Origin of the sequence: Parafrankia irregularis (assembly GCF_001536285.1) — a bacterium.
Taxonomy (GTDB): Bacteria; Actinomycetota; Actinomycetes; order Frankiales; family Frankiaceae; genus Parafrankia; species Parafrankia irregularis.
Genome location: NZ_FAOZ01000004.1, coordinates 212520 through 237622, shown reverse-complemented (window position 1 = coordinate 237622; position 25103 = coordinate 212520). Strand labels below are relative to the sequence as shown.

20 protein-coding genes are annotated in these 25103 nt (G+C 71.1%); 4 read left to right on the top strand and 16 right to left on the bottom strand.

The window, feature by feature from the left end; translation table 11 throughout:
- The first annotated feature begins 63 nt into the window (after window positions 1-63).
- Window positions 64-654: a carboxymuconolactone decarboxylase family protein gene (locus tag AWX74_RS08050; protein WP_091273277.1), complete on the top strand. Its 591-nt coding sequence runs from the start codon at window positions 64-66 to the stop codon at window positions 652-654.
- 18 nt (window positions 655-672) lie between these two features.
- On the opposite strand, the gene AWX74_RS08045 is transcribed toward AWX74_RS08050, so the two are convergent.
- Window positions 673-1266, bottom strand: a complete 594-nt coding sequence (locus tag AWX74_RS08045) for a TetR/AcrR family transcriptional regulator (RefSeq protein ID WP_091273275.1) — start codon at window positions 1264-1266, stop codon at window positions 673-675.
- 299 nt (window positions 1267-1565) lie between these two features.
- On the opposite strand from AWX74_RS08045, the gene AWX74_RS08040 reads away from it, so the two are divergent.
- Entirely contained in the window at window positions 1566-2336 is a 771-nt protein-coding gene (locus AWX74_RS08040) for an adenosylcobinamide amidohydrolase (RefSeq protein WP_091273739.1), read from the top strand.
- An 86-nt stretch (window positions 2337-2422) separates the two neighbouring features.
- Here AWX74_RS08040 and AWX74_RS08035 read toward each other — a convergent pair whose 3' ends face one another.
- Window positions 2423-4765, bottom strand: a complete 2343-nt coding sequence (locus AWX74_RS08035; protein WP_091273273.1) for an ATP-binding protein — start codon at window positions 4763-4765, stop codon at window positions 2423-2425.
- Window positions 4766-4997: 232 nt separating this feature from the next.
- On the opposite strand from AWX74_RS08035, the gene AWX74_RS08030 reads away from it, so the two are divergent.
- Window positions 4998-6095 (top strand): lipocalin family protein, encoded by a 1098-nt coding sequence (locus AWX74_RS08030; protein WP_091273271.1) that lies wholly within the window; start codon window positions 4998-5000, stop codon window positions 6093-6095.
- 110 nt (window positions 6096-6205) lie between these two features.
- Here the strand turns inward: AWX74_RS08030 and AWX74_RS08025 are convergent, their stop codons facing one another.
- From AWX74_RS08025 to AWX74_RS07960, 14 genes are all read right to left on the bottom strand, one after another.
- Window positions 6206-7357 (bottom strand): phosphotransferase, encoded by a 1152-nt coding sequence (locus tag AWX74_RS08025; RefSeq protein WP_091273269.1) that lies wholly within the window; start codon window positions 7355-7357, stop codon window positions 6206-6208.
- A gap of 6 nt (window positions 7358-7363) precedes the next feature.
- Window positions 7364-8506, bottom strand: coding sequence for an Rv3169 family protein (locus tag AWX74_RS08020; RefSeq protein WP_091273267.1), 1143 nt, complete (start codon window positions 8504-8506; stop codon window positions 7364-7366).
- 440 nt (window positions 8507-8946) lie between these two features.
- A complete protein-coding gene (locus AWX74_RS08015; RefSeq protein ID WP_165615518.1) occupies window positions 8947-10821 on the bottom strand; it encodes a CocE/NonD family hydrolase in 1875 nt (624 codons plus the stop codon).
- A gap of 1165 nt (window positions 10822-11986) precedes the next feature.
- On the bottom strand, window positions 11987-13681 hold the full coding sequence (locus AWX74_RS08010; protein WP_091273263.1) for an AMP-binding protein: 1695 nt from the start codon (window positions 13679-13681) through the stop codon (window positions 11987-11989).
- A 268-nt stretch (window positions 13682-13949) separates the two neighbouring features.
- On the bottom strand, window positions 13950-14678 hold the full coding sequence (locus tag AWX74_RS08005; protein ID WP_054570769.1) for a TetR/AcrR family transcriptional regulator: 729 nt from the start codon (window positions 14676-14678) through the stop codon (window positions 13950-13952).
- A gap of 20 nt (window positions 14679-14698) precedes the next feature.
- Entirely contained in the window at window positions 14699-15133 is a 435-nt protein-coding gene (locus tag AWX74_RS08000; RefSeq protein WP_091273261.1) for a nitroreductase family deazaflavin-dependent oxidoreductase, read from the bottom strand.
- A gap of 59 nt (window positions 15134-15192) precedes the next feature.
- Window positions 15193-16434 (bottom strand): cytochrome P450, encoded by a 1242-nt coding sequence (locus AWX74_RS07995; protein WP_091273260.1) that lies wholly within the window; start codon window positions 16432-16434, stop codon window positions 15193-15195.
- A 7-nt stretch (window positions 16435-16441) separates the two neighbouring features.
- Entirely contained in the window at window positions 16442-17233 is a 792-nt protein-coding gene (locus tag AWX74_RS07990) for an SDR family NAD(P)-dependent oxidoreductase (protein ID WP_091273257.1), read from the bottom strand.
- The gene (locus AWX74_RS07985) at window positions 17230-17460 is read right to left on the bottom strand and encodes a ferredoxin (protein WP_242666134.1); all 231 of its coding nucleotides are present in this window, start codon (window positions 17458-17460) and stop codon (window positions 17230-17232) included. Before AWX74_RS07985 ends, AWX74_RS07990 begins: the two co-directional genes overlap by 4 nt.
- Before the next feature lie 7 nt (window positions 17461-17467).
- Window positions 17468-18685: an amidohydrolase family protein gene (locus AWX74_RS07980; protein WP_091273255.1), complete on the bottom strand. Its 1218-nt coding sequence runs from the start codon at window positions 18683-18685 to the stop codon at window positions 17468-17470.
- An 88-nt stretch (window positions 18686-18773) separates the two neighbouring features.
- A complete protein-coding gene (locus AWX74_RS07975; protein WP_091273252.1) occupies window positions 18774-20243 on the bottom strand; it encodes an aldehyde dehydrogenase family protein in 1470 nt (489 codons plus the stop codon).
- A gap of 44 nt (window positions 20244-20287) precedes the next feature.
- A complete protein-coding gene (locus AWX74_RS07970; RefSeq protein ID WP_091273249.1) occupies window positions 20288-21490 on the bottom strand; it encodes a thiolase family protein in 1203 nt (400 codons plus the stop codon).
- Window positions 21487-21963 carry a Zn-ribbon domain-containing OB-fold protein gene (locus tag AWX74_RS07965; RefSeq protein WP_091273246.1) on the bottom strand — a complete coding sequence of 159 codons (477 nt, stop codon included), beginning with the start codon at window positions 21961-21963 and terminating at the stop codon, window positions 21487-21489. Before AWX74_RS07965 ends, AWX74_RS07970 begins: the two co-directional genes overlap by 4 nt.
- Window positions 21960-23174, bottom strand: a complete 1215-nt coding sequence (locus AWX74_RS07960; RefSeq protein WP_091273243.1) for a CaiB/BaiF CoA transferase family protein — start codon at window positions 23172-23174, stop codon at window positions 21960-21962. Before AWX74_RS07960 ends, AWX74_RS07965 begins: the two co-directional genes overlap by 4 nt.
- A gap of 552 nt (window positions 23175-23726) precedes the next feature.
- On the opposite strand from AWX74_RS07960, the gene AWX74_RS07955 reads away from it, so the two are divergent.
- Entirely contained in the window at window positions 23727-25031 is a 1305-nt protein-coding gene (locus AWX74_RS07955) for an ABC transporter substrate-binding protein (protein WP_091273241.1), read from the top strand.
- Window positions 25032-25103 lie beyond the last annotated feature (72 nt).

Sequence of the window (25103 nt, the reverse complement as noted above, 5' to 3'; positions counted from 1 at the left end):
GAGCGACGAACGGCGAAGCGACAGGAAAGCGGCGAAGCGACAAGCCGGAAGGAGCCCTGAAGAATGGCACGAGTCGAACCCATCCCGCCCCGGCAGTGGCCGGCGCGGATGCGGGACGCGCTGGCCGCGATGACCCCGCCCGAGCCTCGCCACCCGGCCACCTACCGGGAGGGTCGCCCCAGGGCGCTCAACTCGCTGGGGACGTTCGCCCATCATCCGGAGCTCGCGCGGGCGCTTTTCACCCTCAACGGCCACGTCATGCGGGGCACCACCCTCACCGCGCGGCAGCGGCACCTGCTCATCATCAGGGTGGCGGCCGTCCGCGGGTGTGGCTATGTCTGGGCCCAGAACGTTCCCGTCGGCCTGGACGCCGGCCTCACCGAGAGTGAGATCGGCCGTATCGCCCTCGGGCCCGACGCCCCGTTCTGGGAGCCCCTCGACGCCGCGCTGCTGCGCGCCGTCGACGAACTGATCGCCGGCGGCACGATCACGGACCCGACCTGGGCGGCCCTCGCGGCCGAGCTCGACACGCAGCAGCTCCTGGACGTCGTTCTCACCGTCGGCGCCTACGAGATCTCCGCATTCATGATGGGAGCGCTGCAACTCGATCTCGACGACGACCTGAAACCGGCATCCACCCCCACAGCGACGTGAAGGCGAACGCCGTCGGGGCTAGCTGTCCGACTGGCGGGGCTCGACTCGGTCGAGGTAACGCTCGACGAACTCGAGCGTCTCGGCATGGGACGTCGACATGCCCACCGACTGCTCGGTGATTATCGCCCGCGGGCTGCTGGTCACCAGGAAGACGAGCACCTCGACCGGGATGTTCTCCAGCGGAACCGTGTAGTCGTTCGACGATCTGGCCAGCGCCTCGAGCGTCAGCGCACGGACCTTCTCCCCGACCGCCGCCATCTCGGCCCTGATTATCTTGCGGTGGTTCGCCAGTGCCGTCAGCTCCGCGATCAGGGCTCCGGCCGTCCGGTTGTTCGAGAACTCCCAGAGCGCGCGTAGCGGCTGACCCGTCTGCAACGCCTCGACCAGCGTGCTCAGGGTCTGCTCCGTCCGGCGCCGGACCAGCGCGAGGAAAAGGTCGTCCAGCGTCGGAAAGTAGTACTGGACGAGGCCGGAGGTCACCCCGGCCCGGGCTGCCACGCCGCGGTAGGTGACCGCCGCGTACCCCTCGCCGAGCATGAGACGCTCGGCGCTGTCCAAGAGCACCGCGCGCGTCTTCGACGTCTCCGTGCCAACCCGGCGGGGTGTCGTCATCTGGAACCTCTCAGTGCCGTCTCAAGCCAGTGCCGCCTCAAGCCCCAGCCCACAATGCTATACGTGCGTAAAAGATGGGCGGGTCCGCGGACCATGGCGCCGCTGGCCCCAGTCTCGGACTCGGTCTCGGACTCGGACTCGGCCGGAGGCGGCGGCTCGATCTCGCTAAGGTGTGGCGAGGAGCCGATGATGACGATGAGAAGCAGAACCCACAGGCTTGCCGCCCCCGCTCGGCGAGGCCGGTCCGGCTCCCGCACCGGTTCGTCGGCGCCGGTGAGTACGTCGGCAGTGCGACCACAGTGAGCGTCGACCTCACCAGCACCGCGGACGCACCCGAGGTGCCGGCCCATCCGGCCTTGGCGGTGCGGCTCGACCAGCACGAGCACCACGACGACGGCACCGGGCAGCGGCGTCCGGTGCTTGTCTGGCGGTTCGCCGCGCCGGTGCGGATGATTTCCAGCGCGGTGCTCGGCGGCGGGCTCACCCGCGGCCAGTGGGTCATCAACGCCGAGGTGGCGCTGAACTACCGCCGTGACGACCCTGCCATTCATCTCGGCGAGATCGCCGCCGGGCTCGGCCTGCCGGCGGGAGCCGGTGCAGGGCTGATGACCGCCGCGAACACCCGGCAGATGACCAGTGCCAGTGACGGCGCTGTCCGCTGCGACGCGACGGTCGGGCTGTCGTACCCGACCTGGGCCGCCGCATCGGAAGGCCTGTCGCTGCCGGCGGCCAGATGGCGCCCTGGCACGGTCAACCTGGTCTGCCTGCTGCCGGTGCGGCTGAGCGACGCCGCGATGGTCAACGCCGTCATCACGGCGACCGAGGCCAAAAGCCAGGCGCTGCTGGAGGCCGGCATGCCCGGCACCGGCACCGCGTCGGACGCCATCGTGGTCTGCTGCCCAGATGGCCCAGGAGCCACGGACAGCCCACAAGTCACGCGTGCGAGCCGGGCGCAGGCCGAGTACTGCGGCCCGCGCTCCGAGTGGGGGGCACGGCTGGCCCGCGCCGTCCACGCCGCGGTCGCCGACGGCACCGCCCGCTACGCCGCTGCCGCTTCCACGCCAGGCTGACGCGCCAGGCTGAGCGGAGCCCGGCCCTGCGCGCGCGGTCTCCGATCGCGCCCCCAGCGCTCATGCTTCCAGGCGGGGGTGCTCCCTCACAGGCGGTGTTCGGCGAGCCAGGCGGCGACCCGGGCGCGGGTGGGGAGGCCGAGCTTGTTGAGGATCTGCTGGACGTGCGCCTCGGCGGTTCGGGGCGAGACCTTCAGGGTGTCCGCGATCTCCCGGTTGCTCAGGCCGCGGGCCAGCAGGTCGGCCACCTGGCGTTCCCGTGCCGTCAGCGGGGCGGTCACGGTCGGGGCACCGCCGCTGGTGACCGCTGGCACCGCGACGATGGGACTCCGGCCGCTGACCGCGTGGGCACAGGCCTCCTCCAGCTCCAGCACAGCGCCGCGCGCCCAGGCCGTTTCGAACGCCCGCCGGCCCAGCGACCGCCGGGCGGTGGCTTCGGCCCGCTGGCGGCAGCGGAACAGCCCGGGCAGGGCGGTGGTCGAGGTGCCCATCCGCTCCCACAGACTGTCCGCGGCGCCGAACAGCAGGGCGGCGGTGGCGTGCTCGTCGAGGCTGCTCTCGAACCAGGCCACGGCCTCCAGCAGCAGGACGATACCCAGCCTGTCGAGGCTGCCACGCCCGTCGGCGAGGGCTGCCCGCGCGATCTCGCGGGCGCACCGTGCGTCACCGGCCTTCCAGGTGGCGATCGAGTAGGCCCAGTCGGCGTACGAACGCAGCCGAGGTTCGTCCAGCGCGGCCGCGATGGTGGTCCATTCGCGGTGGTAGTCCTCCGCGTCGCCGGAGTCGGCGCCGAACGCGACCGCGAGCATGAGCAGGGACAGCGTCTCCTGCAGATGGTCGAGCTCGCCGTCCCGGCGGAACTGCGCCAGCGCGAGTGTCAGCGCCTCGATCGCTCCGGGCCGGCCGGAGTAGAGCGCGCCGAGCCCGTCGAGCTGGGTGATGAGCGCCTCGCCGCCGCTTTTGCCCTCGCGGGCGGACAGCCGCGCGGCGTCGAGCCGGAGCCGTTCGGCGGAGGTGATGTCACCGCGCATGGCGGCCAGCCAGCCCGCGGTGTGCAGGGCCTGCAGACAGCCCGGTCCCTCGCCCTCGGTCTGGTCGACGAAGGTGGTCAGCCATCGCTGGCCCTCGGCGAACCGGCCGTCGGCCACCCAGTAGCGGTGCAGCGAGCTGGCCAGCTCCAGCCCGGCGTCGCCGTCACCCGCGGCGGCACAGTAACCGAGGGCCCGGTCAAGGTTCGCGTGGTCCCGACGTAATCGGCTCAGCCACCGCGACCACCCGGCACCGGCACCCTCGTCCCTGGCCTGACTCACGACGGCGGAGAACCAGTCTCGGTGCCGGCGCCGCAACGCCTCCGTCTCGCCCTGCTCCGCGAGTCTGTCCTGCCCGTACTCCCGGTACATCTCCGGCAGCCGCAGGCGGCCGCGTTCCGGTCCCGGCTCGAACGTCAGGACGGATTTGTCCACCAGGGTGAAGACCAGGTCCAGTGGAGGCTCGGCAAGCCCGTCACCGCCGACACCTGCGGCCGCGTCGAGGTCGAAGCCGCCGGCGAACACCGACAGGCGAGCCCACAACTGCCGTTCCGGCCCGGTGCACAGTTCGTAGCTCCAGCCGGCGCAGGCCTGCGGGGAGCTCTGCCGGACGGTGGTGACGCCCCGGCCGTCCTGGCGCAGGATCCTGGTGTTGGTACCGGTACCGGTACCGGCCCCGGTGGCGGTGGCGGTGGCGAGATGGGCGAGGATCTCCGCCGGTGACAGCGCCCGGGTCCGTATCGCGGCGAGCTCGATGGGCAGGGGCATGCCCTCCAGCCGGCGGCAGATCTCCCAGACCGCGGCCCGGTTGCCGTCGGTGAGCTCGAAATCGGACCGGACCGACTGGGCCCGGTCCAGGAACAGCATCATCGCGTCGCGATCGGCGGCGCGGCCGGGCGCATGCTCCTGCGCGACGTCGAACGGCTTCACCAGGTAGGTGGCCTCGCCCGGGATCCGCAGGGACTCCCGGCTGGTCACGGCGAGACGCAGGTCGGGGCACCGGCCCATCAGCTCGTCAGCCAGGTGGGCACAGGCCGCCACGAGATGTTCGCAGTTGTCCAGGACCAGCAGCAGCCTGGACGCGAGGTGCTCGCTCAGCGCCTCCATGGCGGACGCACCGTCACGCGGCCGGCTGTCGAGCGCCGCCGCTACCGTGGGAACCAGCAGGTCGGGGTCGTGGAGCTCACCGAGCTCCACGGCGTGGACACCGCCCGGGTACGTCCGCTGGGCCTTCGCCGCCGCGCGCAGGGCCAGCCGCGACTTGCCCACTCCGCCGGGGCCGGTGACCGTCACCAGCCGGTGCCGCCCGAGCAGGCGCCGAAGCTCCGTGAGCTCCGGCCCCCGGCCCACGAAACTGGTGCGTTCCCCGGGCAGTGCGGGATTCAGCGGCCGTACGGGCATGGGTCATCCTCGGGCCCGCCGGCAGGGGCGTCAACTCACCGCGAACTACCTATCAGCCGTGCGGATCGTCCGTAGTTTCACTGAGGACTTCCCGCATCGCCCTCGGCATCCTGATCCCCACGTTCCGCACCGGCGGGGAAAGAGCGACATCCGCCGGCGGCCGGGACCGCATGCAGCGCGGGGCGACATGACCTCTCGCTCCCCTTTTCACCACCCTCCAGGGAGGCAGTAAATGAAACTGACCAAATTATCGCCCGGGCGGCGTCAGCGCAGGCGATTAGGGCTGGTCCTCGGCGCCCTGTGCACTCCGCTCCTGCTCGTGCTGAACAGCCAGAGCGCGACCGCCGCGATGCCCGCGGTCGTACTGCCGGCGGACGAGGCGGCGCACCCGGACTCGTCCATGGAGTGGTGGTACTTCACCGGGCACCTGCAGGGCTTCGACACCTTCGGCAAGTACCACGAGTACGGGTTCGAGCACACGATCATCCGCTCGGACGCGCGGGGAACCGAGCCGGCGACCGCCGACTACAACGGCCAGTTCGCCATCACCGACCTCACCCGCAAGACCTTCAAACAGGACATCATGACGGTGGCGACGCAGGCCGACGTCGTGCCGGCCGGCGGCGGCTACGACAACACCGTCGGCCTGCTGCACGCGGACGGCAAGAACGGCGTCAACCACCTGACCGGCAGCTTCGCCGACAACAGCTACGCCCTCGACATAACGCTGTGCCAGTCGACGCCCACCGCCCTGCACGGAACCGCCGGCGTGATCCCCTACGGCCCGTGGGGCGAGTCGGCCTACTACTCCCAGACGAACCTGTTGGCCCTGGGTACGGTCACCGACCACGGGGTGAAGGTGTACATCACCGGTATCGGCTGGCAGGACCACCAGTGGGGTGACTTCAACAACGGCATCGGCAACTGGGACTGGTTCAGCATCCAGCTGACGAACAACACCCAGTACATGCTGTACTTCATCAAGGACATGTACGGCCAGGTCGTCCAGGTTGTCGGAACAAAGGTCAACGCGAACGGCTCGACCACGAACCTCGCGCCGACGGCGATCAGCGAGACCCCGCAGGGCAGCTGGACCAGCCCCGACACCGGGGCCGTCTACCCGGCGAAGTGGACGGTCAACGTTCCCGGCGGCACGCTGACGGTCACCCCCCGGCTCGCCGGCCAGGAACTGTTCATCCCGGGTATTCCGCAGTCGTCCTACTGGGAGGGCGCGTCGACGGTCACCGGCACCATCAACGGCCAGTCCGTCACCGGCAAGTCATACGTGGAGCTCACGCCCGTCCACATCATGCCGACCCCGTTCGCCTGAGCCCGACATCCACAGCGGACTGCTGACGATCTGATCTGAACTGAACTGTCGGGGCGGTACGGAGAACGACGTCCCGCCCCGACACCTGTCCGTCAGAGCAGGTCTCTCTGTCAGAGCAGATCGAGGGTGCCCAGCTCGCGGATCGCGGCGGCGCAGTTCGTCGCCATCGACAGGAACATCTGGTCCGAGCTCTCCGTCGGCGTCCCCGGCGCGTACACGCAGCCGATCATCGCCGTCATCGGTCCGTGCAGGGTGCCGAGGCGGTAGTCCTCGAAGCAGGCGTCGAGCGGGTAGTCCGTGACGCCGTGCCGCAGGAGCCGCTCATGGTAGGCGGCCACCAGTGACGTCTCCTGTCGACGGCGCTGCGGGGCAGGGAGCGCCGTCGACAGGAAGTACGCGAGGTCGCGGCCGGGAAAGCCGGCCTCAAGGGTCTGCCAGTCGACCGTCACCACCTGACCGTCGGCCGTGAACAGGAGGTTGTCGAGGCGGTAGTCGCCGTGAATGAGCGACGTGCGGTGCCGGATCCGCCGGCCCCACCGCGCGATCTGGTCGGCGGTTCGGAGCAGTACGTCGGCGTCCGCCACCGAGAGGTCGGCACGGAAGCGGGCGACGAAGGTGTCGGCCGCGCTGACGAGCACCTCCCGCATGGAGCGCAGCGCCGTCTCACTCGTCCGCCGCAGCCAGGTCGCCTGTTCGGTGAGGGTGTCGTCGTTCCAGAACGGCGCGTGCAGGCCGGCGAGGTTGCGCACGGCAGCGGTCGCCTGGTCGGTCGTGCACCCCTGGACCTGTCGTCCCGGGCTCGCGGGATGGGCGTCCTCAAGGACCAGGGTGAAACTGAGCCCGTCGTCGGCGAGGCCCGCATACCAGCAGCGCGGCACCCGGATCCGGGCCGACGGGGCGAACACGCGGTAGAAGCCGGTCTCCTGCCGATAGGCCGTGGCGATCAGCGACCGGGTCCTGAGGTCACCGGCGGCCATCTTGATGACGACGGTGCTCGGGGCGCTCCCGTCCTGCCCGGGGCGGGCCTGCAGGTGGAAGCGGTAACTGGCGCCGAGCTGGCCGGTACCGATGGCCTCGTGACTGACAGCGATGATCTCGGCCTCGGTGCCGCCGGCACGCAGCGCCGCGGTCAACCACTGCGGGGTCACCGCGGCCGGATCGTCGACGACCGGCACCCGGTCGCCGGCGTTCCACCCGTGATTCGGCTCGTCGTGATCCGGCTCGTGATCCGGCTCGTGACTCGGCTCGTGACTCGTCGGCATGGTGGCTCAGGCCTCCGGGCGCGCCGGGGCGCCGTCGAACAGCTTCCGGAAGCCGCTGGGCGCGTGCGGACCGATGACGAGCTGTTCCAGCACGCCCAGCCCGGCCCGGTCACCCCACCTGGCCCGCATCACCTGCTGGACGTGGATGCAGTCGGGAGCGAGGGTGTCCAGCTCGGATTCCTTGTGCATCTCCGCGCCGACGACCAGCTCACCGTGCCACCGGCCGTGCCCCCAGACCGGATGCAGGTAGCCGACGCCCTTCATCCGGAAGGTGCGCAGCGGTTCCAGCTCCACCGCCTCGCCCGGCCCGAGAACCAGGGTGGCTCCTTCGGAACGGCGCAGGCCCGCCACCCACCGCACGTCATGCCGCACCCCGCGTAGCCGTCGGATGCCGAGGTCCGCCTCCGTCCCGAAGACCGGGCTGCCGTCGCCGAGCACGGGCAGTACCGCCGCCGTCTCCGTCCAGGGCCGCCCGTTCTCGTCCTCCATCACCGTGTAGTGCAGGCACTGGTCCGGGAAGTTGAGCGGAGCCCAGAGGAAGAACGTCTGGGGCTTCATGCGGCGGGGCGCGCCGGGAATGGGATCGCCCAGACCGCGGACGCCCCACGAGCGGTCCTTCGTCCCGACGACGCCGACCTCACCGTCACCGGTGCCCGCCGCGCCCAGCTGGATGGACTGCCCGCCGACAGTGAGCTGCCCGCTCCAGCTCACCATCTGGGTTGCCCGCGTGACGTCCATCAGCGGGTAGGTCCCGTCGTTACGGGTGGCCCTCGGCTCCTCGTAGGCGGCGGTGCGGGCGGTGGCGGTGAGGTCGGCGACCAACCCGTGCTCCGGCGCGTCGACCCGGATGCGGCTGACCCGCATCGGCTCCACGATGTCCACGGCGATCGGGCCCACGCTGGTCCGGGTCCGGTCGAGCGGGACCCGCCCCGAGGCGAACACGGACCGCTGAACACCATCGCGGACCACGCTGAAGGCCGCGTCGATGATCCCGCGGTTCGGGTAGAGCCCGAGCGCGACCGCGAAGAACATGTGCTCGTCGTAGCCGTTGAACCAGAAGCGGTCGTAGTGATCAGGATGCCCGCCACCGACGTGCGCGACCGGTTGGGCGGTCTGGTGCACGGGGTAGTCGTCGAACGGCGTGAGCATGCGGGCATATCCCTTCGGGAGGGCGGCCCTCCGGGAGGGCGGCGCGGGCATGGTGTCGCGCCTGCTGGCAGGCAGCCCCCCCTCCAGAGCTGTGCAGGGCGAGCTGTGCAGGGCCAGACACACGATGCACCGCAGCGCCACCCCAAGTCCTCCGTGAAACTACGGAGCGCCCCCTCCCGCGGATTGGTAGCAGTACGAGCGGCGGACGAGGCCGTCACCGAGGATCGCGCGGCCGAGGATGACGACGTCGGATAGCGGATGACGACCTCGGATAGCGGATGACGACGTCGGATAGCGGATGACGACGTCGGATGCCGGTGCCGGTGGTGTCACAGGTGACGAGACCCTGGCAAGCCCGGTTCCCACCGGAGACGCTGGTCTCCGATGGGAACCGGATGGTCTGTCCGCGTGCGCGGGTCACGAAGGGACTGGCTGTCTGGTCACCAGCCCAGCGGCAGGACGGTCCAGTTGCTGGTGGGAGTCAGGCCGCTGGGGGCGGCGGGCAGCTTCCGGTACGAGAGCAGCGGCAGGTTCACCACCGACCGATGATCGGCGGTCCGCTGGATCTGGTAGCCGCCACCGGTGAGGCTGGCCTGCTGCGCGGCGGTGTAGGCGCAGGGCTGCGGCGTGCCGAGGAGACCACCGCAGTCGTCGGAGCTGGCCTGGGTGCTCAGGACGAGCCGGAGAGAGTGCCCTGGCGCTACGCTCCACAGCGTCGGATTGATCTTGATGTCGTACCGGCCCACCTCCCCGGGCCGCACCGTCGTGTCCTCGGTGTACGGATGGACCGGAAGCGTCAGGTCGCCGTTGCTGTCACGCCAGGAGGAGTCCTCGTCCAGTGCGCTCATGCTGCCGACCAGCGATCCGGAGGTGATCCTGGTCGCGGCACCGCCTGGTGCGACGTCCTCCAGGGTGGCGATCAGGCCGATGTTCGCGTTGGTCGAGCTGGCGTAGATGCTGGCGCTGACGGGACCGGCCAGCGTGGTGCCGGCGGCGAAGGCCGCGGTCGTGTAGGTCAGCGTGTTGCCTGCCTGGTCCGGCTGGCCCCAGGAGACGGTGTCCGTCCCGCCGGATCCGGACGGCCTCGGAGTGAACCCGGACCGCTCGTCGAGGTAGTAGGGGCTGTAGTCGGCGACGAGCGGGTAGCTGGCGGCGTTGACCCACCGGTCGCTGCCCTTCTCGTAGAGGTGCAGGGGCGTCCGGGTGGCTGCGATGCCGGTGTTCTGGCCTCGCAGCCAGGTGTCGTACCACTCGAGCTCGATGCTCTTGTCCAGCCCGCTGCCGTGGCCCCAGTTCCCGACGAGAAGCTGGTAACGGCCCGTGGTCGGCTGGCCGGGCCGCATCGACGCATCAGCCGGGCGGCCTTGCGCGGCGTTCTGCAGGGCGGTCCAGAACTCCAGGGCGCCGGTGCTCTCGGAGGCCTGCCATCCGGTCCACAGCAGCGCCGGGATGCCGTTGCGGACAATCTGCTCGGCCATGTCGGCGGAGGTGGTGCGCTCCTGCCAGAAGGTCCCGTTGTAGGCGCGCGGGCCGCTGGCGCTGATCTCGTCGACGAGGGCCTCACCGAAGGCCGTGTTCTCGGGCAGGTGTTTGGAGCCGCCTATCGCACCCAACGCGGAGTTGGCGAAGAGCGGGACCGTGGCGGAGGGCACCCCGCCGGCGAAGTAGATGTCGTAGCCGTTCGAGGCGCAGGCGGGGATGATCGCCTTCACCGGTGAGTCCGGGCCCACCGCGGCGGCGGTGAACAGCTGGTTGATACCCAGCTGGGAGCAGCCGTACAGGCCGATCGTTCCGTTCGAGCCCGCCAGGTCATGGGCGGCCCAGTCGACCACCGCCGCGCCGTCCCTGGCGATCCGCGGGCCGAAGAGCGGGTTGACCAGCGGGCCGTTGTCCGGCGCCTGGGAGTTCGTCGTGCCCCGCACGTCCACCGAGACGAAGATGTAGCCCCGGCTCACGAAGAAGCTGTCCGGCTCCCCGCCGAAGATGTAGGGATTCTGCTGGACGAGCACCGGGAACCGGCCCGGCAGGCGCTTTCCGGTCAGCGGGTTCGCCGGGTACCCGATGTCGGCGGTGAGGACGACACCGTCGTCCATCCGCAGCGGGACGTCGGAGACCACGGTCATTCCGTACTGGGCCGGCCCGGGCTGCCAGCGGCCACCGGGCCACGAGGTGGCTGCCTGCGCCGGTGCGGCGGCGACCAGCCCGACCAGTGTCGCCGCCGCGAACGTCGCCCCGGCGGCGAGAACAGCCACCAGCGCGCGGCGGCGGCGGAGCTGCTGGTAGGGCCGCCGGTGGCGGCGGTAGTGGTGGCGCACCGACAGGTTCCGTCTCGTGGATGTCGCTGGACAGGCCCCGTCCGCGACCGGCGGTAAAGGTTTTCCCCTGGTGTGGAACATGGTCTCCTTCTTCGCTGTTCGCCTGCCTTCAGGAAGGCACATCGATGCACTGCGGGGGACGCTTCCGCCCGCAGCCGATCACCGGAGCAGTAATGCTGGGAGACGACGCACGGACGTTTTCTGCCCCGCCCCTGGCAGCCGTTCATCCGTCGCTTCGTCACGGCACAGAAGGGCGAGCCGAGAAACTTCCGAAGCACATCCGAGAAAGCATCGCGCCACATACGTTTCCGGGATGCCTACGACTGGCCCGAGACTTTTTGGAACGGCCGCGAACGAGTCGCCCCGCGGACACCTGGAAATCCTGTCCGTGTTCGTGTCAGCGTCGGCACCCACGCCCCGGCCCCTACGGACGTCCAACGCGAAGGAGGTGATTACTCCGCACGCGGCGGACTACGTTCAGGATGCTGACACCGGCAGCGCCAGGGGCACGGAGTTCCTTTGAGATGGATACAACAGCCTATCCGGCCGCAATACAAGTCGTCTGAAATTCCCGACCGACCGCGGCAGCACTGTCGCATCACGCCTCATCGGCTGGTGGGTGTACTGACGGGCCGCACCGACACACTGCAGAAAACCGCGTCCCGGTGAAGCGGGTCACCGCGTTCTCCGATATGTCCACCACGCCCTGGTCGGCTTTGGCCCGCGGCGGCTGTCGTCGGCAGAGACCGGCGCGATCCTCGTCGGCCCGATCAGGAAACCTGGCCATCGTCGCAGGCGGTACTGTCCACAGCCATTCCAATGGCTACCGGCTGGGCGACGACGTCTTCCCGCGCAGGTGGTCGGTATGCCGATCGCCCTCATCCACCGCAGCGCGCGGGATCACATTCCCATGACCCCCGGATTCGCCTACTGCCAACCGAGGATCGACGGCGAGTTCCGGCGCGCCCGAACAGCCACCGTCTATCCGTTCCACTGCCTGCCCCTTTTCCGCCCGGCGCATCGCATGGAGCGGTGCCCGAGGCCGAGGAACGCACCGCCGCAGTCTGGCGTACGGCTTGCTCAACCCGGCCCCGGGGGCGCCGAGGCAGGCGGCGGGTCAAGTCCGGGTTTGCCCCCGAATTCCGACGCGCTCCTGAAACAGTTCCTAGCCTCCGGCGGCGACCAGGCGGGCGGAGATTCTCCGCCGCAGCTCCGCCTTGATGATCTTTGCGGTGGAGGTGCGGGGGAAGTCGTCGACGGTGTCGAGATACTCCGGCAGCTTCTGGCGGCCCAGCCCGGCACCGAGGAGCAGCGCGCGGACTGCGTCGAGGTCGGGAGCGGGCGCCGCTGGCGTCATCCGCAGGACGGCGCCGACCTTCTCCCCGAAGCGCGCGTCCGGAACCGAGATCACCGCGGCTTCGGCGAGGCCGGGAACGACCTGCAGGAGCAGTTCCTCGACCTCGGCGGCGCTGATGTTCTCGCCACCCCGGATGATGATGTCCTTCTTCCGGTCGGTGATGGTCAGGCAGCCGGCGTCGTCGAGAACTCCGACGTCCTCGGTGCGGTACCAGCCTTCGGCGTCGAACGCGCGGGCGGTGATCTCGCTGTCGGTGTAGCCGACGCAGCAGTCCGGCCCGCGTGACCAGATCTCCCCGGGCGTGCCGGGCGGGACGGGCTGGCCGTCGTCGTCGAGCAGCCGGATCTCGACACCGGGCATCGGCCGGCCGTCGGTACGCAGCCGCGACCAGGCGTCGTGATCGTGCTTCGAACCGGTGATGGACGGGTGCTCGGTCGCGCCATAGCTGCGCAGCACGGAGATGCCCGCCGCCGTCGCCCGCTCCGCGACAGCCACCGGCACCGCGGAACCGCCCAGGCCGACGTACCGCATGAGGCTGAGGTGCTCGGGAGTCAGGTCGGGGTGGTCCAGCAGGCTGGTGAGGAAGAAGGTGGACCCGGACCCGGCCGACAGCCCCCAGGTGCGCATCGTGGACAGCACCCGGGCGGGGTCCCAGACATCGATCAGATGCACCGGCATGTCGTTCACAGCCGGCACGAGCAGCGCGCCAAGCATGCCCATGAAATGGCCGACGGGGGCGCCGACGAGGGACGGCAGTCCGCCGCCGGCGTTCATGTCGTCGAGCTGCACGATCTCGGCGCCGAGCGTGTTGTGGGAGTGCACGACCCCCTTCGGGTCCGAGGTCGTGCCCGAGGTGTAGGCGACGACCGCGGGCCCGTCCGGATCGGTGTCGACCGGGCCGGGCAGGGTGGGCCCCGTTTCGAGCCCCTCGAAGGGGATGGCACCCGCCGGCAACGCGAGACCGCCGGCACCGTCACCAGCACCGCCACCCTCACCGCCCTGGCCGCTGCTGCCGACCACGGCGACCACCCGCACCGATGGTGCGGCGTCGACCACGGCCGGGAGATCCGCCAGATAGTCCCGCCGGCCGAAGCGCGCGGCGGTGACGAACGCGACCACCTCGGTCCGGCGCAGGATGTACGACACCTCCTTGACGCCGTAGAAGTGCACGATCGGCACGACGACGGCGCCCAGGAACGAGGTGGCGTAGAAGGCGACGGCGGCCTCCGCCCAGTTGGGAAGCTGGAAGGCGACCGCGTCGCCCGGGCGGACTCCGCGCTGCGCCAACCCGCCGGCGACCGCCAGGGCGCGCTCCCTCAGCTCGCCGAAGGTCCCCTCCCAGGGCCGCTCCAGCGAATGGACGTGGAACCGCTGCTCGGGGTGGTTCCGCAGCGCCCTGTCGATCTTCACGCCGAGGGTCGTGTCGTCCCACAGGCCGGCTCGCCGCCATTCGGTGGTGACCTCGCTCGGCACGGGTCGGATGGGCCACCGGTGCGCAGACATCTGATCTCCTCAGGTAACGGCGGCGCCGGGTGAGACGGCGCGGCAAGGCCTCGTCGGGGTGGACCGCGCCGCGAGGGTGCGCCGCGGTGTCCAGGAGGTGTGTCCGGCCGTGTCCAGCCGTGTCCGGCCGTGTCCAGCCGTGGTCGGGCGGCCCGGCGGCCGCGGGCGCAGGTGTGGACCAGGTGGTGCGAGCGTGGACCGGGCGGCCGGCGTTCGGCCGCCGGTGTTCGCCCGCCGGGCGTTCGGCCGACAGCTACCCGGCCGACAGCTACGGGGTGGTGTTCTGCTGTTCCTCGGCCGGATGGCCACCGGTTTCCAGGCCCGCCGAGGCCCCCGGTGCGACGGTGAGGGCGGTCAGCCGGGGGTTGTCCGCCCGGCTGATCCCGCCCAGGCAGAACTCCCAGAGATAGTCACCGATGTCCTGCGGCGACCAGCGCCCATGGGCGAACGCGTAGTGGTGGAACACGGACATGACGACCCGGGCGACCATCTCCGCGTCCCGGCCCACATCGCTCGGCGGCAGCAGGCCGGCGTCCTGGGCCGCCCGCAGCTCCCGTTCGATCAGGTCGGTGAAGGGCTGGTCGGCGTCCGCTATCTCCTTCGGGAAGCGCTCGCGCAGCCGCCAGTGCTCGGAGGTGACGAACCGGGACCAGCCGATGTCCTCGAACAGGCCGTCCACCGTGGTAGTCAGGTAGTAACGCAGCCGCGACAGCGGATCGGGAATGGCCCGCGCGGCCTCCTCGAACCGCAGGGCGCTCTCCGCCACGACGTCCTCGATGACGGCGAGAAGCAGCTGGTCCTTTCCCGTGAAGTGCCGGTAGAACGTCTGCATCGCGACGCCGGCCTCCTTCACGAGCTCCTGGGTCGTGAAGGAGGATCCCTTGACGGCGATCAGGCGGCGCGCGGCGTCCACGATGCCCCGCGTCTGCTGGATGCTGCGGGAGCGGGAGCGATGCACCACCGGCGACCGGTCGGCGGCACGTTCAGCCCAGCCCATGGGAGGAACAGTACCCGCGCTCAGACCGGTGACAGGACCACCACCGGAATGGGCCGCTCGGTACGCGCCTGATAGGCGTCGTAGTTCGGCCACACCTTCGTCACGATCTCCCACAGCCGTGGTTTCTCCGCGTCGGACGCCGTCGCCGCACGGACCGTGAAGCGCTCCGCCCGCACCTGGATCTCCGCCGCCGGGTTCGCGAGCAGGTTCCGGTACCACTGGGGATGCTCCGGCGCGCCGCCCATGGAGGCCACGACCAGGTAGTCGTCCCCGTCCCGGGCGAAGATCAGCGCATTGGTGCGCGGCTGGCCGCTGCTCCGCCCGGTGGTGGTGAGCAGCAGGATGTGCACTCCGTTCCACTCGTAGCCGACCTCGCCGCCGGTCTCCCGGTAGCGCCGGACGTGCTCGGCGCCGACAAGAGCGAGGTCGGGCGCCTGGTAGCCCGGTGAACTCATGGTGTCGCCTCTCGGGTAGGGGATAGGTGAGTTCCGGCGGATCAGCCGAACCGCGGTCGTCAGCCGAACAGCACGGGGATCTCGGTGGCTCCGCGCTCGTACATCCCGATCAGCCGCGGCGGCGCCGCGTCCGGGTCGAGCCGCAGGTTCGGCAGCCGGTCCAGCAGGGCGCCGATACCGACCGCCATCTCGGCGCGGGCGACATGCATGCCCAGGCAGATGTGCGGCCCGCCACCGAAGCCGAGGGAGCGCTTCATCGGCCGGTGCAGGTCGAACTCGTCGGGGCGATCCCACCGGGCCGGGTCCCGGTTCGCCGCTCCGATGCACAGGTGCAGCACCGACCCCCTGGGCAGGTGCACACCGTGGAAGTCGACGTCCTCGGTGACCCACCGGGAGAACATCGGGTCGGTGGGCGTCCAGCGCACGGCCTCCTCGATCGCCGGCCGCAGCAGCGAGCGATCCTCCCGGACGGCGGCCAGGACCTCGGGGCGGGTCAGCAGGGCGGTCAGCGTGATGCCCATCTGCTTCCAGGTCGTCCCGGAACCCGCGAGCAGCAGCAGGACGGCGAACGTGTAGATCTCGGCGTCGGTCAGCCGGTGCCGGACGCCGTCCTCGTCGGTGACCTCCGCCTCGACCAGGATGCTGATCAGGTCGTCCTGCGGCTGTTCGCGGCGGGCGGCGACGATCGGCGCGAGGTGCTGGATCACCTTCGCCGGCTGGTGCAGCGCCTCGCGGATGTCCAGCGCCTCCTCGACCGGGACGCCGAAGCTGCTGGTGATCGTCAGCACCGGGATGGCCGCGCAGAAGTCGACGTTGAGCTCGGCACGGCCGTCGTCGACGAAGCTGTCGATCAGCAGCTGCACCGTCTCCTCGATGTACCGGCTGATCCACCACTTGGCCTTCGCCGGCACGAACGACGGCTGGACGAGGGCGCGGTAGCGGCGGTGCCGGTTCCCGCCCATCGTCAGCAGGCTGGCGCCGACGCCGACGTCGCCCTCCAGGCCGAGGCTCGTCGACGAGGAGAACAGCTCCTCGTTGCGGTAGGCCTCGTCGCAGACGGCGAAGCTGAACGTCGAGAAGTGCGGGCGGTCCGGCTCCGGCAGGCCGTGGAAGCTGGCCTGGCCCTGGTAGCCGGTCAGCTCGTGGACGGTGCCCTCGTGCACCGGCGCCTGCTCACGCAGCCGCCGCCACGCCGGGTACGGGTCGTCGGTGTAGTCGCCGCCGGCGATCGCGTTGTAGCTGCTGCGCAGGTCGAACAGCCGGCGGACCCGGTCGCGGTCGAGAAGGTGGGTCGTTGTCATCGGTCCGTCACCTGGCCACGTATCCGCCGTCGATGGGCAGCAGCACACCGGTGATGTTGGCGGCGCGGTCCGAGGCGAGGAAGACCGCGGCCTCGGCGCAGTCCTCGGCGGTGATCGGGCGGCCGAGCGGGTGCGAGGCGCCGACCTGCCGGGATGTCGCCTCCAGCAGCTCCGGGCTGGACGGCATGCCGCCGGCGGCCATGAAGTTCGTCGCCGGCATGCCCGCCGGGCAGATGGCGTTGGCGCGGATGCCGTACTGCGCGCCCTCGATGGCCACGGCGCGGGTCAGCTGGTGCACCCCGGCCTTGGTGGCGCCGTAGACGGAGCCACCCCAGGAGACGAGGCCGGCGACCGAGCCGGTGTTGACGATGACCCCGCCGTCGCCCTGCTCGCGGAACCTCAGCACGGCCTGCCGGGAGCCGAGGAACACCCCGCGCAGGTTGACCGAAACCAGTCGGTCGAAGTCGGCGACCGTGTGGTCGGTGAAGCCCGCCCCGAGCCGTGGCGTCGGGATCCCCGCGTTGTTGAACATGATGTCGAGCCGGCCGAAGCTTTCCACGGCGGCCGCGACCGCCGCCGCCACGTCGTCCTCCTGGGAGACGTCGCAGGCCACGGCGACAGCGGTGCCGCCGGCGGCCTCGATCAGCCCGACCGTCTCCTTCGCCGAGCCGAGGTCGATGTCGGCGCACACGACCCGGGCGCCCTCCTCGGCGAAGCGCAGCGCGGACGCCCGCCCGACACCTGAGCCGGCGCCGGTGACGATCGCGCTCCTGCCGTCGAGCAGTGCGGTGGAACTCATGCTTGTTCCCTTTCTAACGGGGAGGCGTCAGCCGGGACGAGGGTCAGTGCGCCGGTGGGGCAGGCGTCCACCGCGTTCTCCACGGTCTCGGGAGAGTCGCCGATCGGCTCGACGAGTACGACCTTGGCCGTGTCGTCGTGCTCGAAGGTCGCGGGCGCGTACATCACGCACATCCCGCTGCCGATACACCGCCCCCGGTCGATCGTGACCGTGACGGCGCCGCTCACCGCCACCTCAGACCCCCGCGAGCACGGGCGGCTCGGCAGGCGTGAAGCGGTAGAGCCGCTCGGCGTTGCCCCGCAGCAGCTTGTACTGGGTCTGGGCCGGCAGGTGGCTGATGATGCCCTTCACCGTCTGGATGCAGTTGGGCCAGGTGGAGTCGGAGTGCGGGTAGTCCGTCTCGCACATGATGTTGTCCTCGCCGATCTCGGCGATGCTGGCGATGCCGTGGTGGTCCTCGATGAAGCAGCCGAAGACGTGGTCCCGGAACGTCGCCCGCACGTCGAAGGTGTCCAGATCGACGCTGGTCACGGCACCGTGGTCCCCGAACGTCGCGCCCCGCTGGACCCAGTAGCGCTGCTTGTCGACGACCTGCGCGGCCCGCTCCAGGTAGTAGGGCATCCAGCCGACCTCGCCCTCCGAGAGCGCGATCTTCAGGTTCGGGTACCGCTGGAACAGGCCGGAGAACAGCCAGGACAGCATGGTTCCCGAGGTACGCATGGCACCCCAGGTCAGGTTCGCCATGAACGGGGTGTTCGACGCGATCTTCGGCACCTGCGACGACGAGCCGACGTGCATCGACACGACCATCTCCAGGTCGTTGGCCGCGGCCATCACCGGCTCCCAGTAGCCGGACGGATCATGGATCGTCGGCAGGCCGAGCGGCTCCGGGTTCTCGGAGAACGCGAACGACGTCGCGCCCTTCGCGGCGCAGCGCTCCAGCTCCTTCACGGCCAGCGCCGGGTCCCACAGCGGGATGAGGACGAGCGGGATGTACCGGCCGGGGGCCGCGCCGCACCATTCCTCGAGCATCCAGTCGTTGTAGGCCTTCAGGCAGACCAGCCCGAAGTCCCGGTCGGAGGCCTCGTAGAACAGCTGCCCGCAGAACCGGGGCAGCGTCGGGAAGCACAGCGACGCGAGGACGCCGGCCTGGTCCATGTCCTTGATCCGCTCGGCGGCGTCGTAGCAGCCAGGGCGCATCTCGCTGTAGGCGAGGGGCTCCGGGGAGAACTCCTCCTTCGACTTGCCGGCCACCGCGGACAGGCCGGAGCTGGGGAACTTCTTGCCGTCGTAGACCCAGAAATCCATCCCCTTCTCGTCGATCTCCATGTGCGGAGCGCGGTCGCGGTCCTTGGCCGGGACGCGCTCCACCCACAGGTGCGGCGGTTCGAGAACGTGGTCGTCGACCGAGATCAGCCAGTCGAGGTTCAGGCCGTTCGGGTCAGAGGTCATGTCTCCTGCTCTTGCTCTTGCTCTTGGTCAGGTCCGGGCGAGGCGAGGCGAGGCGGGACGGGCGGGCCCGCGGCCTCCGGGCGAGCCGCTAGCGCAGCTCGCCGACGGCGATGTGCTTGACCTCCTGGAAGGCCCGGATGCCGTCCGGTCCCCGTTCGCGGCCCAGGCCGCTCTGCTTGTAGCCGCCGCTCGGGGCGTACGCGCTGAACAGGCCGGCGTTGACGTTCACCGCGCCGGTGCGCAGCCGGCGCGCGACCGAGGTCGCCGCCGCGAGGTCGGCGCCGTAGACCTGGCCGGCCAGCCCGTAGGGGCTGTCGTTGGCGATGCGCACGGCGTCGTCGAGGTCGCGGTAGCCGAGCACGCTCACGACCGGGCCGAAGATCTCCTCCTGCGCGGCCGGGTTGCTGTTGTCCGGCAGGTCGAGGACGGTCGGCTCGACGTAGTAGCCGCGGTCCAGCCCGGCCGGGCGGCCGCCGCCGAGGGCGACCTTGCCGCCGTGCTGCTCGGCCGCCGCGATGATCCGGGCGCAGCGCTCGCGGGCGGCGGCGTTGATGAGCGGGCCCATCGTGGCCTTCTGATCGGACGGCGGGCCGACGGTCAGCGCGGAGTAGGCCTGCGCGACGATCTGGACGACCTCGTCCTTGCGATCGGCGGGCACCAGGATGCGGGTGGCCGCGACGCACGCCTGCCCGGCGGTCATCGCCACCACCGCCGCCGCGCCGGCGGCGACCTTCTCCACCGCGTCCGGCAGGTAGATCTGCGCCGACTTGCCGCCGAGCTCGAGGGCGACCCGCTTCACCGTGGGCGCGGCCTGGGCGAGGATGCTCCGGCCGACCGCGGTGGAGCCGGTGAAGGACACCATGTCCACCGCCGGGTGGCTGGTGAGCAGCTCGGCGCCGGCCGAGCCCTCCTCGATCACGACGCTGAGCACGCCGGGCGGCAGGCCCACCGCCTCCGCCGCCGCGCCGAAGGCCAGCGACGAGATCGGTGTGAGCGGGCTCGGGCGCAGCACGACCGAGTTGCCGGCCATCAGCGCCGGGATCAGCTTCTGGAACGCCATGATGATCGCCCCGTTGTAGGGGGTGATCGCCGAGACGACCCCGACCGGCTCGTGGCGGCGCACACTCGCCTTGAGCCCGCCGCGCACCAGCTCGTCGAGCGGGACGGGGCTGGCCTGCTCGTGCGGCATCGACAGGTACAGGTCGATGGTGTTGCGGGCGAGCATGAGCCCGGCCGCGTACTGCGCGAACTCGGCGAAGAGCACCGGCTGGCCGGCCTCGGCCACCATGCTGGCGACCAGCGGCGCGTGCAGTGTCTCGATGTGGTCGAGCAGGGCACGCAGCACCCGCGCCCGCTCGGCCACCGGGATCTCGGCCCAGGTGCCCTGGTCGAAACTGTCCCGCGCGGCGAGGATGGCCCGCTCCACATCGGCCGGCGACGCCGACGCCACGCTCGTCACGACCGACTCGTCGGCCGGGTTCTCGACGTCGAACGACTCTTCGCCGTCGACCCAGCGTCCGGCGATGTACGAGCGGCGTTCGGCGAGGATCTCCGTCACGGTGCTCGCTCCTTCCTGTCTCGGGCCCTGTCTCGGGCTGCCTCTCAGGCGGGCTCGGTGGTGTAGACGACCGCGCCGCCGAAGTGGGGCGAGGACTGGCAGGCGACGCCGACCGTCGCCCGTTCGCGCTGGCGCGGCCCGGCCCGGCCGGACAGCTGCAGGTAGCACTCGAGCATCTGGGGGATGCCGTGCATCCGGCCGTTCCCGATGGCGCCGCCACCGGAGAGCACCGGCAGCCCGTCGGGGCGGTCGCTGTCGATGCGCCCGTCCTGGACGAAGCGGTGCGCCTCCCCCACCGGACACAGCCCCAGGGCTTCGAGCCAGAAGTAGACGAACGGCGAGAAGCCGTCGTAGAGCTGCGGCAGGTCGACCTCGCCCGGCCCGACCCCGGCCGCCTCCCAGAGCCGCCCGGCCAGGCCGGTGCCGGCGGCCATGATGTCGTCGAGCGGCCAGTGCAGCGGCAGCCGGCGGCGCGGCGGCGCGGCGGTGGCGATCCCGGCGATGTGAACCGGCCGGTGCGGCAGGTCCCGGGCCCGTTCGGCGGAGGTCAGGACGAACGCCGCCACCCCGTCGACCGGCAGGTCGCAGTCGAAGCGGCGGATCGGGTCACTGATCATCGGCGCGGCGAGGTACTCCTCGGCGCTGAGCGGCCTGTCTCGCCAGTAGGACCACGGGATCCGCGCGCCGTTCTTGCGCGCCTCCGTCACCACGGCCGCCATCGCCTCCTGGCTGGCGCCGTAACGCTGGAGGTATTCGTTGTAGGGCAGCGCGATCATCGGCAGCGGGCCGAAGAAGCCCTGCGGGGCCGTCCACTGCTGGGAACCCGCCGCCTCCCGCATGGGGTTGCCGTGGTAGCGGCCCGGCGGGTTGTGCAGCGCCCGGTGCAGAAGCACGTAGTCGGCGGCGCCGCTGGCAAGGGCACCGACCGCCAGGCCCAGCGCCCCGGGAAGCTGCCCGATCCCCGAGAATCCCGACGTGTAGGCGGGGGTGACACCGAGATGCTCGGCGAGCCACTGCGCCGTCACGGTGCTGACCCCGTCCTCGACGGCGTGCGCGCCGGCGGTCGGGAACAGCGGCGCCGTCACGAACCCGTCGACGTCGGTGGGCTTGAGTCCCGCGTCGGCGATGGCCTCGCGCGCGGTGTCGACGGCGAGGGCGCCGAGCGGCCGGGGGGCGTGGCGCCACACGTCGCTGTGCGCGTAGCCGACGATCGCGACCTGGCCGCGCGCCGCGAACCGGCGGCTCATGACGCCTCCCCAGACCGCCCGGACGCGTCCGCGAGCTGGAAGGCCGGTACGGCCACCCCGGGAGCGACGTCCTCGAACGCCGCCGTCACCTGGGCGCCGAGCCGCAGCCCGGGGGCCGCGGGCCCGTCCAGCAGCCGGCCGATCATGCGCAGTTCAGGCTGTTCAGCGAGCTCGACGTCGACGAGGACGAACGGCACGTCGGCGGAGAACCCGGGCAGGAACGCCTGACGGACGACGGTCCAGGACCGCACCGCGCCCCGCCCGCTGACCGGCTCGAAGCCGTAGTCGGGGTCGGTGCTGCCGCAGGACGGGCAGACCTGGCCAGGTGGGATCGCGTAGGCAGCGCAGCGTCCGCAGCGGGCCGCGGTGAGCACTCCCCCGGCCGCCGCCTCCCAGTAGCCGGCCGACACCGCGTCCGGAACCGGCAACGGCCGGGTCGGCTGACCTTCGGTCGTCCGCGGCTGTTCCGTCACGGGATCACTCCGGCGTCCTTGAGCTCCACGATCTGCTCCCAGGTGTAGCCGAGGCCGAGCAGCACCGTCTCCGTGTGCTCGCCGTGCTCCGGGGCCCGGCGCAGTGCCGGCGGCGCGCCGTCGAGCTGTACGGGCACGTTCGGCAGCGAATACCTGGGCCCGCCCTCGACGACGACCTCCCCGAGGTAGTCGTTGGCGAGCACCTGCGGGTCGGTGAGCAGCTCCTCCACGGCCTGCACGGGAGCCCACGGCGCGTCGATCCGGCCGAGCAGCTCCTTCCACTCGTCGAACGACCGCTTCGCGAACTCGGCCTCCAGCTCGGCGACGCAGGCCTCGCGGTTCTCGGCCCTGGCCCGCAGGTCCGCGAAGCGCGGGTCGGTGGCGAGGTCGTCGCGCCCGACGAGGCGGCAGAAGTCGGCCCAGTAGCGGTCGGCCTCCAGGAAGACCAGCTGGATGTGCCGCCCGTCGCTGGTCCGGTACGCCCCGACGAGCGGGTTGACGTAACCCTGCCGCCCGGACATGGCCCGCGGCCGCCCACCCGCGAGGGCCGCCAGCACGTCTGAGGACAGCGTCCACATCGCGGTGGCCAGCAGTGAGACGTCGACGACGGACCCTTCGCCGGTCCGTTCGCGGCCCAGCAGCGCGGTGGCGATCCCGAACGCCAGGGCCATCGCGCCGTTGCGGTCACCCATCGCGCCGCGCTGGCCGATCGGCGCGTCGCGGTCCGGTGGCGTCAGCACGTGCGCCATACCGCCCTGCGCCCAGAAGGCCGACGAGTCGTAGCCGGGCCGGTCGGCCCCCGGGCCGCGGGCACCGAAACCGTGCCCTCGGGCGTAGACGAGGCGGGGAAAGCGCCGGGTGAGCTCGTCGGCGCCGAGGCCGAGACGTTCCAGGGCGCCGGGCCGGAAGCTGGTCAGGAAGACGTCCGCCGACTCGAGGAGCTGGTCGAGCGCCGCCCGGCCGGCCTCGGTGCGCAGGTTGAGGGCGACGGAGCGCTTGCCCCGGTTGGCCAGGGCGACCGAGAGGTTCACCCCGCCGCCGCCATCGGTGCCGATGCCCTGGGTGGCCAGCGCACGGTAGGGGTCGCCCTCGGGCCGCTCGACCCGGATCACATCGGCGCCCCAGTCCGCCAGCAGCGCACCGGCGACGGGCACGAACACCCACTGGGCGAGCTCGACGACACGTAAGCCGTCGAAGGCCCCCTTCGCCACGCGGCACCTCCTCCTCTGCGTCGGTTCAGTCGGTCGTTCGGTCGTTCGGTCGTTCCGTCTGCCGGTCGGTCTGTTCGGCCGGGACGGGTTCGTAGGCGAGACGGCGCCTCCCGCGGGTGACGCGGAGTCCCGTGCGGGCAGGGCGGCCCGGCCCCCGCGAACGATCAGGGGCTTGCGATCAGGGGCTGGGGCGCGACCGGACGAGCGAGGCGCCGTAGTCAGCTGACGACCCGAATGTAGGCCGGCTAGGCGCGATTTGGGAAGACCCCATCTCGTTTTAGGTAGAACGTTGACTTCTCTCGGAGGTGTTGCGATCCTCCTCACAGTCATCCGGCGGCCGGCATCGCAGGTCGCGGACCTCGGGACTCGCGAACCCGGGCCGCGAACCGCACGGCCCGGCGTCGTGGCCGATCACACCCAGCCGATCGGAACAGCCGATCGCACCTCACCGATCGATCGCACCCGCCGATCGATCGACCTCCCGATCCCCGGAACAACCGGCCGCCGGTCCTGATCGTCGACCGCTGACAAGCGAAACGAGGTACTCCGCCCATGCGGCAGAACGGCTTCCGCCGAGGGACAACACGTCGGCGAGTGGTGGCACCGCGGCCGGCCGCGGTGCGGTTAGGCGCTGTGGCGGGCGGATTGGCCGCCTGCCTGCTGCTGGTCGCGGCCTGTGGCAGCGACAGCTCCGACACGGCCGGTGGCGCCAGCGGCACCGGCGATGCCACGAACGCCACCGAGGTACTGGGACCGGTGGCGAAGGCCGCCGGCGAGCCGGTGAAGATCGGGCTCGTCTCCGACGGGAAGGCGGCGACCGTCGACCAGTCCGTCGAGATCGAGGCCGGCAAGGCGACCGTGGCCTACCTCAACGAGCACCGCTCCGGCATCGCGGGCCGGCCGATCGAGCTGGTGACCTGCGCGTCCCAGGCCGATCCCGGCATAACCGCCGACTGCGCGAACCGCATGATCGAACAGGACGTCACCGCGGTGATCATCGGCGGCGTCGCCGCCCAGGAGAGCGCCTGGACGCCGCTGCACGAGGCCGGCATCCCCGTGGTCCTCTACTCCACCAGCGCCACCGCGTTGCTGGCCGACTCCAAGAGCACGTTCTCGTTCGCCGACGCGACCTTCGGCACCATCGGGCTCCCGCTCAAGGTGGCGCAGAAGGAGGGCGTCAAGAAGGTCACCGCCGTCGTGATCGACGTCCCGGCGGCGAAGGGAGCGCTCGAGGCCAGCGCGCCCGCGATCTACAAGAAGGCGGGCATCGAGTTCGAGCTGGTCGCCGTCCCGATCGGCACCGCCGACATGACACCGCAGATGCAGCAGATCGCGAAGGACGACGGCGAGGTGTTCATCCTCGGCAACGACTCGTTCTGCATCAGCGCTCTCAACGGGCTGAACGCGGTCGGGTTCACCGGCCCGATCAGTGCCATCGCCCAGTGCGTCACCGACTCGACCCGGACCGCCATCTCCGGCGACCAGCTCAAGGGCATCAGCATCTCCGCCATCGCCCCGGTCGGTACGGACAACCCCTCGACCCGCCTGTACAACGCGGTCGCCGCCACCTACGGCAAGAACATCGACACAAGCAAGATCGCCGGTATCAACATCTTCACGGCGGTCGCGGGCCTGCAGACGGCGCTGGCGGACCTCACCGGTGAGGTCACCCCCGCGACGATCATCAACGCGCTGAAGACGATGCCGGAGAAGGAGCTGCCCGGCTCGGGTGGGCAGAAGTTCCAGTGCGGCGGCAAGGCGTCCTCCGCAGCGCCCGCCTCCTGCGTGCAGGGCGGCCTGATCAGCACGCTTGACGACAAGGGATACCCGACGAGCTACGAGGTCGCCGGGGCCTGACCGGCGCCGGGCCTGCCGGGCCCGGCGCGCCGCCGGCCCGCCGGCTTCACCGGCCCGGCGGCCGTCGGGCCC

What these genes read in the sequence shown, in the direction of transcription:
- AWX74_RS07980 (WP_091273255.1), bottom strand. Translation starts at nt 18,685, where the DNA reads ATGACCTCTGACCCGAACGGCCTGAACCTCGACTGGCTGATCTCGGTC.
- AWX74_RS08025 (WP_091273269.1), bottom strand. Translation starts at nt 7,357, where the DNA reads ATGCCGACGAGTCACGAGCCGAGTCACGAGCCGGATCACGAGCCGGAT.
- AWX74_RS08020 (WP_091273267.1), bottom strand. Translation starts at nt 8,506, where the DNA reads ATGCTCACGCCGTTCGACGACTACCCCGTGCACCAGACCGCCCAACCG.
- AWX74_RS08050 (WP_091273277.1), top strand. Translation starts at nt 64, where the DNA reads ATGGCACGAGTCGAACCCATCCCGCCCCGGCAGTGGCCGGCGCGGATG.
- AWX74_RS07955 (WP_091273241.1), top strand. Translation starts at nt 23,727, where the DNA reads ATGCGGCAGAACGGCTTCCGCCGAGGGACAACACGTCGGCGAGTGGTG.
- AWX74_RS07970 (WP_091273249.1), bottom strand. Translation starts at nt 21,490, where the DNA reads ATGAGCCGCCGGTTCGCGGCGCGCGGCCAGGTCGCGATCGTCGGCTAC.
- AWX74_RS08010 (WP_091273263.1), bottom strand. Translation starts at nt 13,681, where the DNA reads ATGTCTGCGCACCGGTGGCCCATCCGACCCGTGCCGAGCGAGGTCACC.
- AWX74_RS08035 (WP_091273273.1), bottom strand. Translation starts at nt 4,765, where the DNA reads ATGCCCGTACGGCCGCTGAATCCCGCACTGCCCGGGGAACGCACCAGT.
- AWX74_RS08045 (WP_091273275.1), bottom strand. Translation starts at nt 1,266, where the DNA reads ATGACGACACCCCGCCGGGTTGGCACGGAGACGTCGAAGACGCGCGCG.
- AWX74_RS07990 (WP_091273257.1), bottom strand. Translation starts at nt 17,233, where the DNA reads ATGAGTTCCACCGCACTGCTCGACGGCAGGAGCGCGATCGTCACCGGC.
- AWX74_RS08005 (WP_054570769.1), bottom strand. Translation starts at nt 14,678, where the DNA reads ATGGGCTGGGCTGAACGTGCCGCCGACCGGTCGCCGGTGGTGCATCGC.
- AWX74_RS07995 (WP_091273260.1), bottom strand. Translation starts at nt 16,434, where the DNA reads ATGACAACGACCCACCTTCTCGACCGCGACCGGGTCCGCCGGCTGTTC.
- AWX74_RS08030 (WP_091273271.1), top strand. Translation starts at nt 4,998, where the DNA reads ATGAAACTGACCAAATTATCGCCCGGGCGGCGTCAGCGCAGGCGATTA.
- AWX74_RS08000 (WP_091273261.1), bottom strand. Translation starts at nt 15,133, where the DNA reads ATGAGTTCACCGGGCTACCAGGCGCCCGACCTCGCTCTTGTCGGCGCC.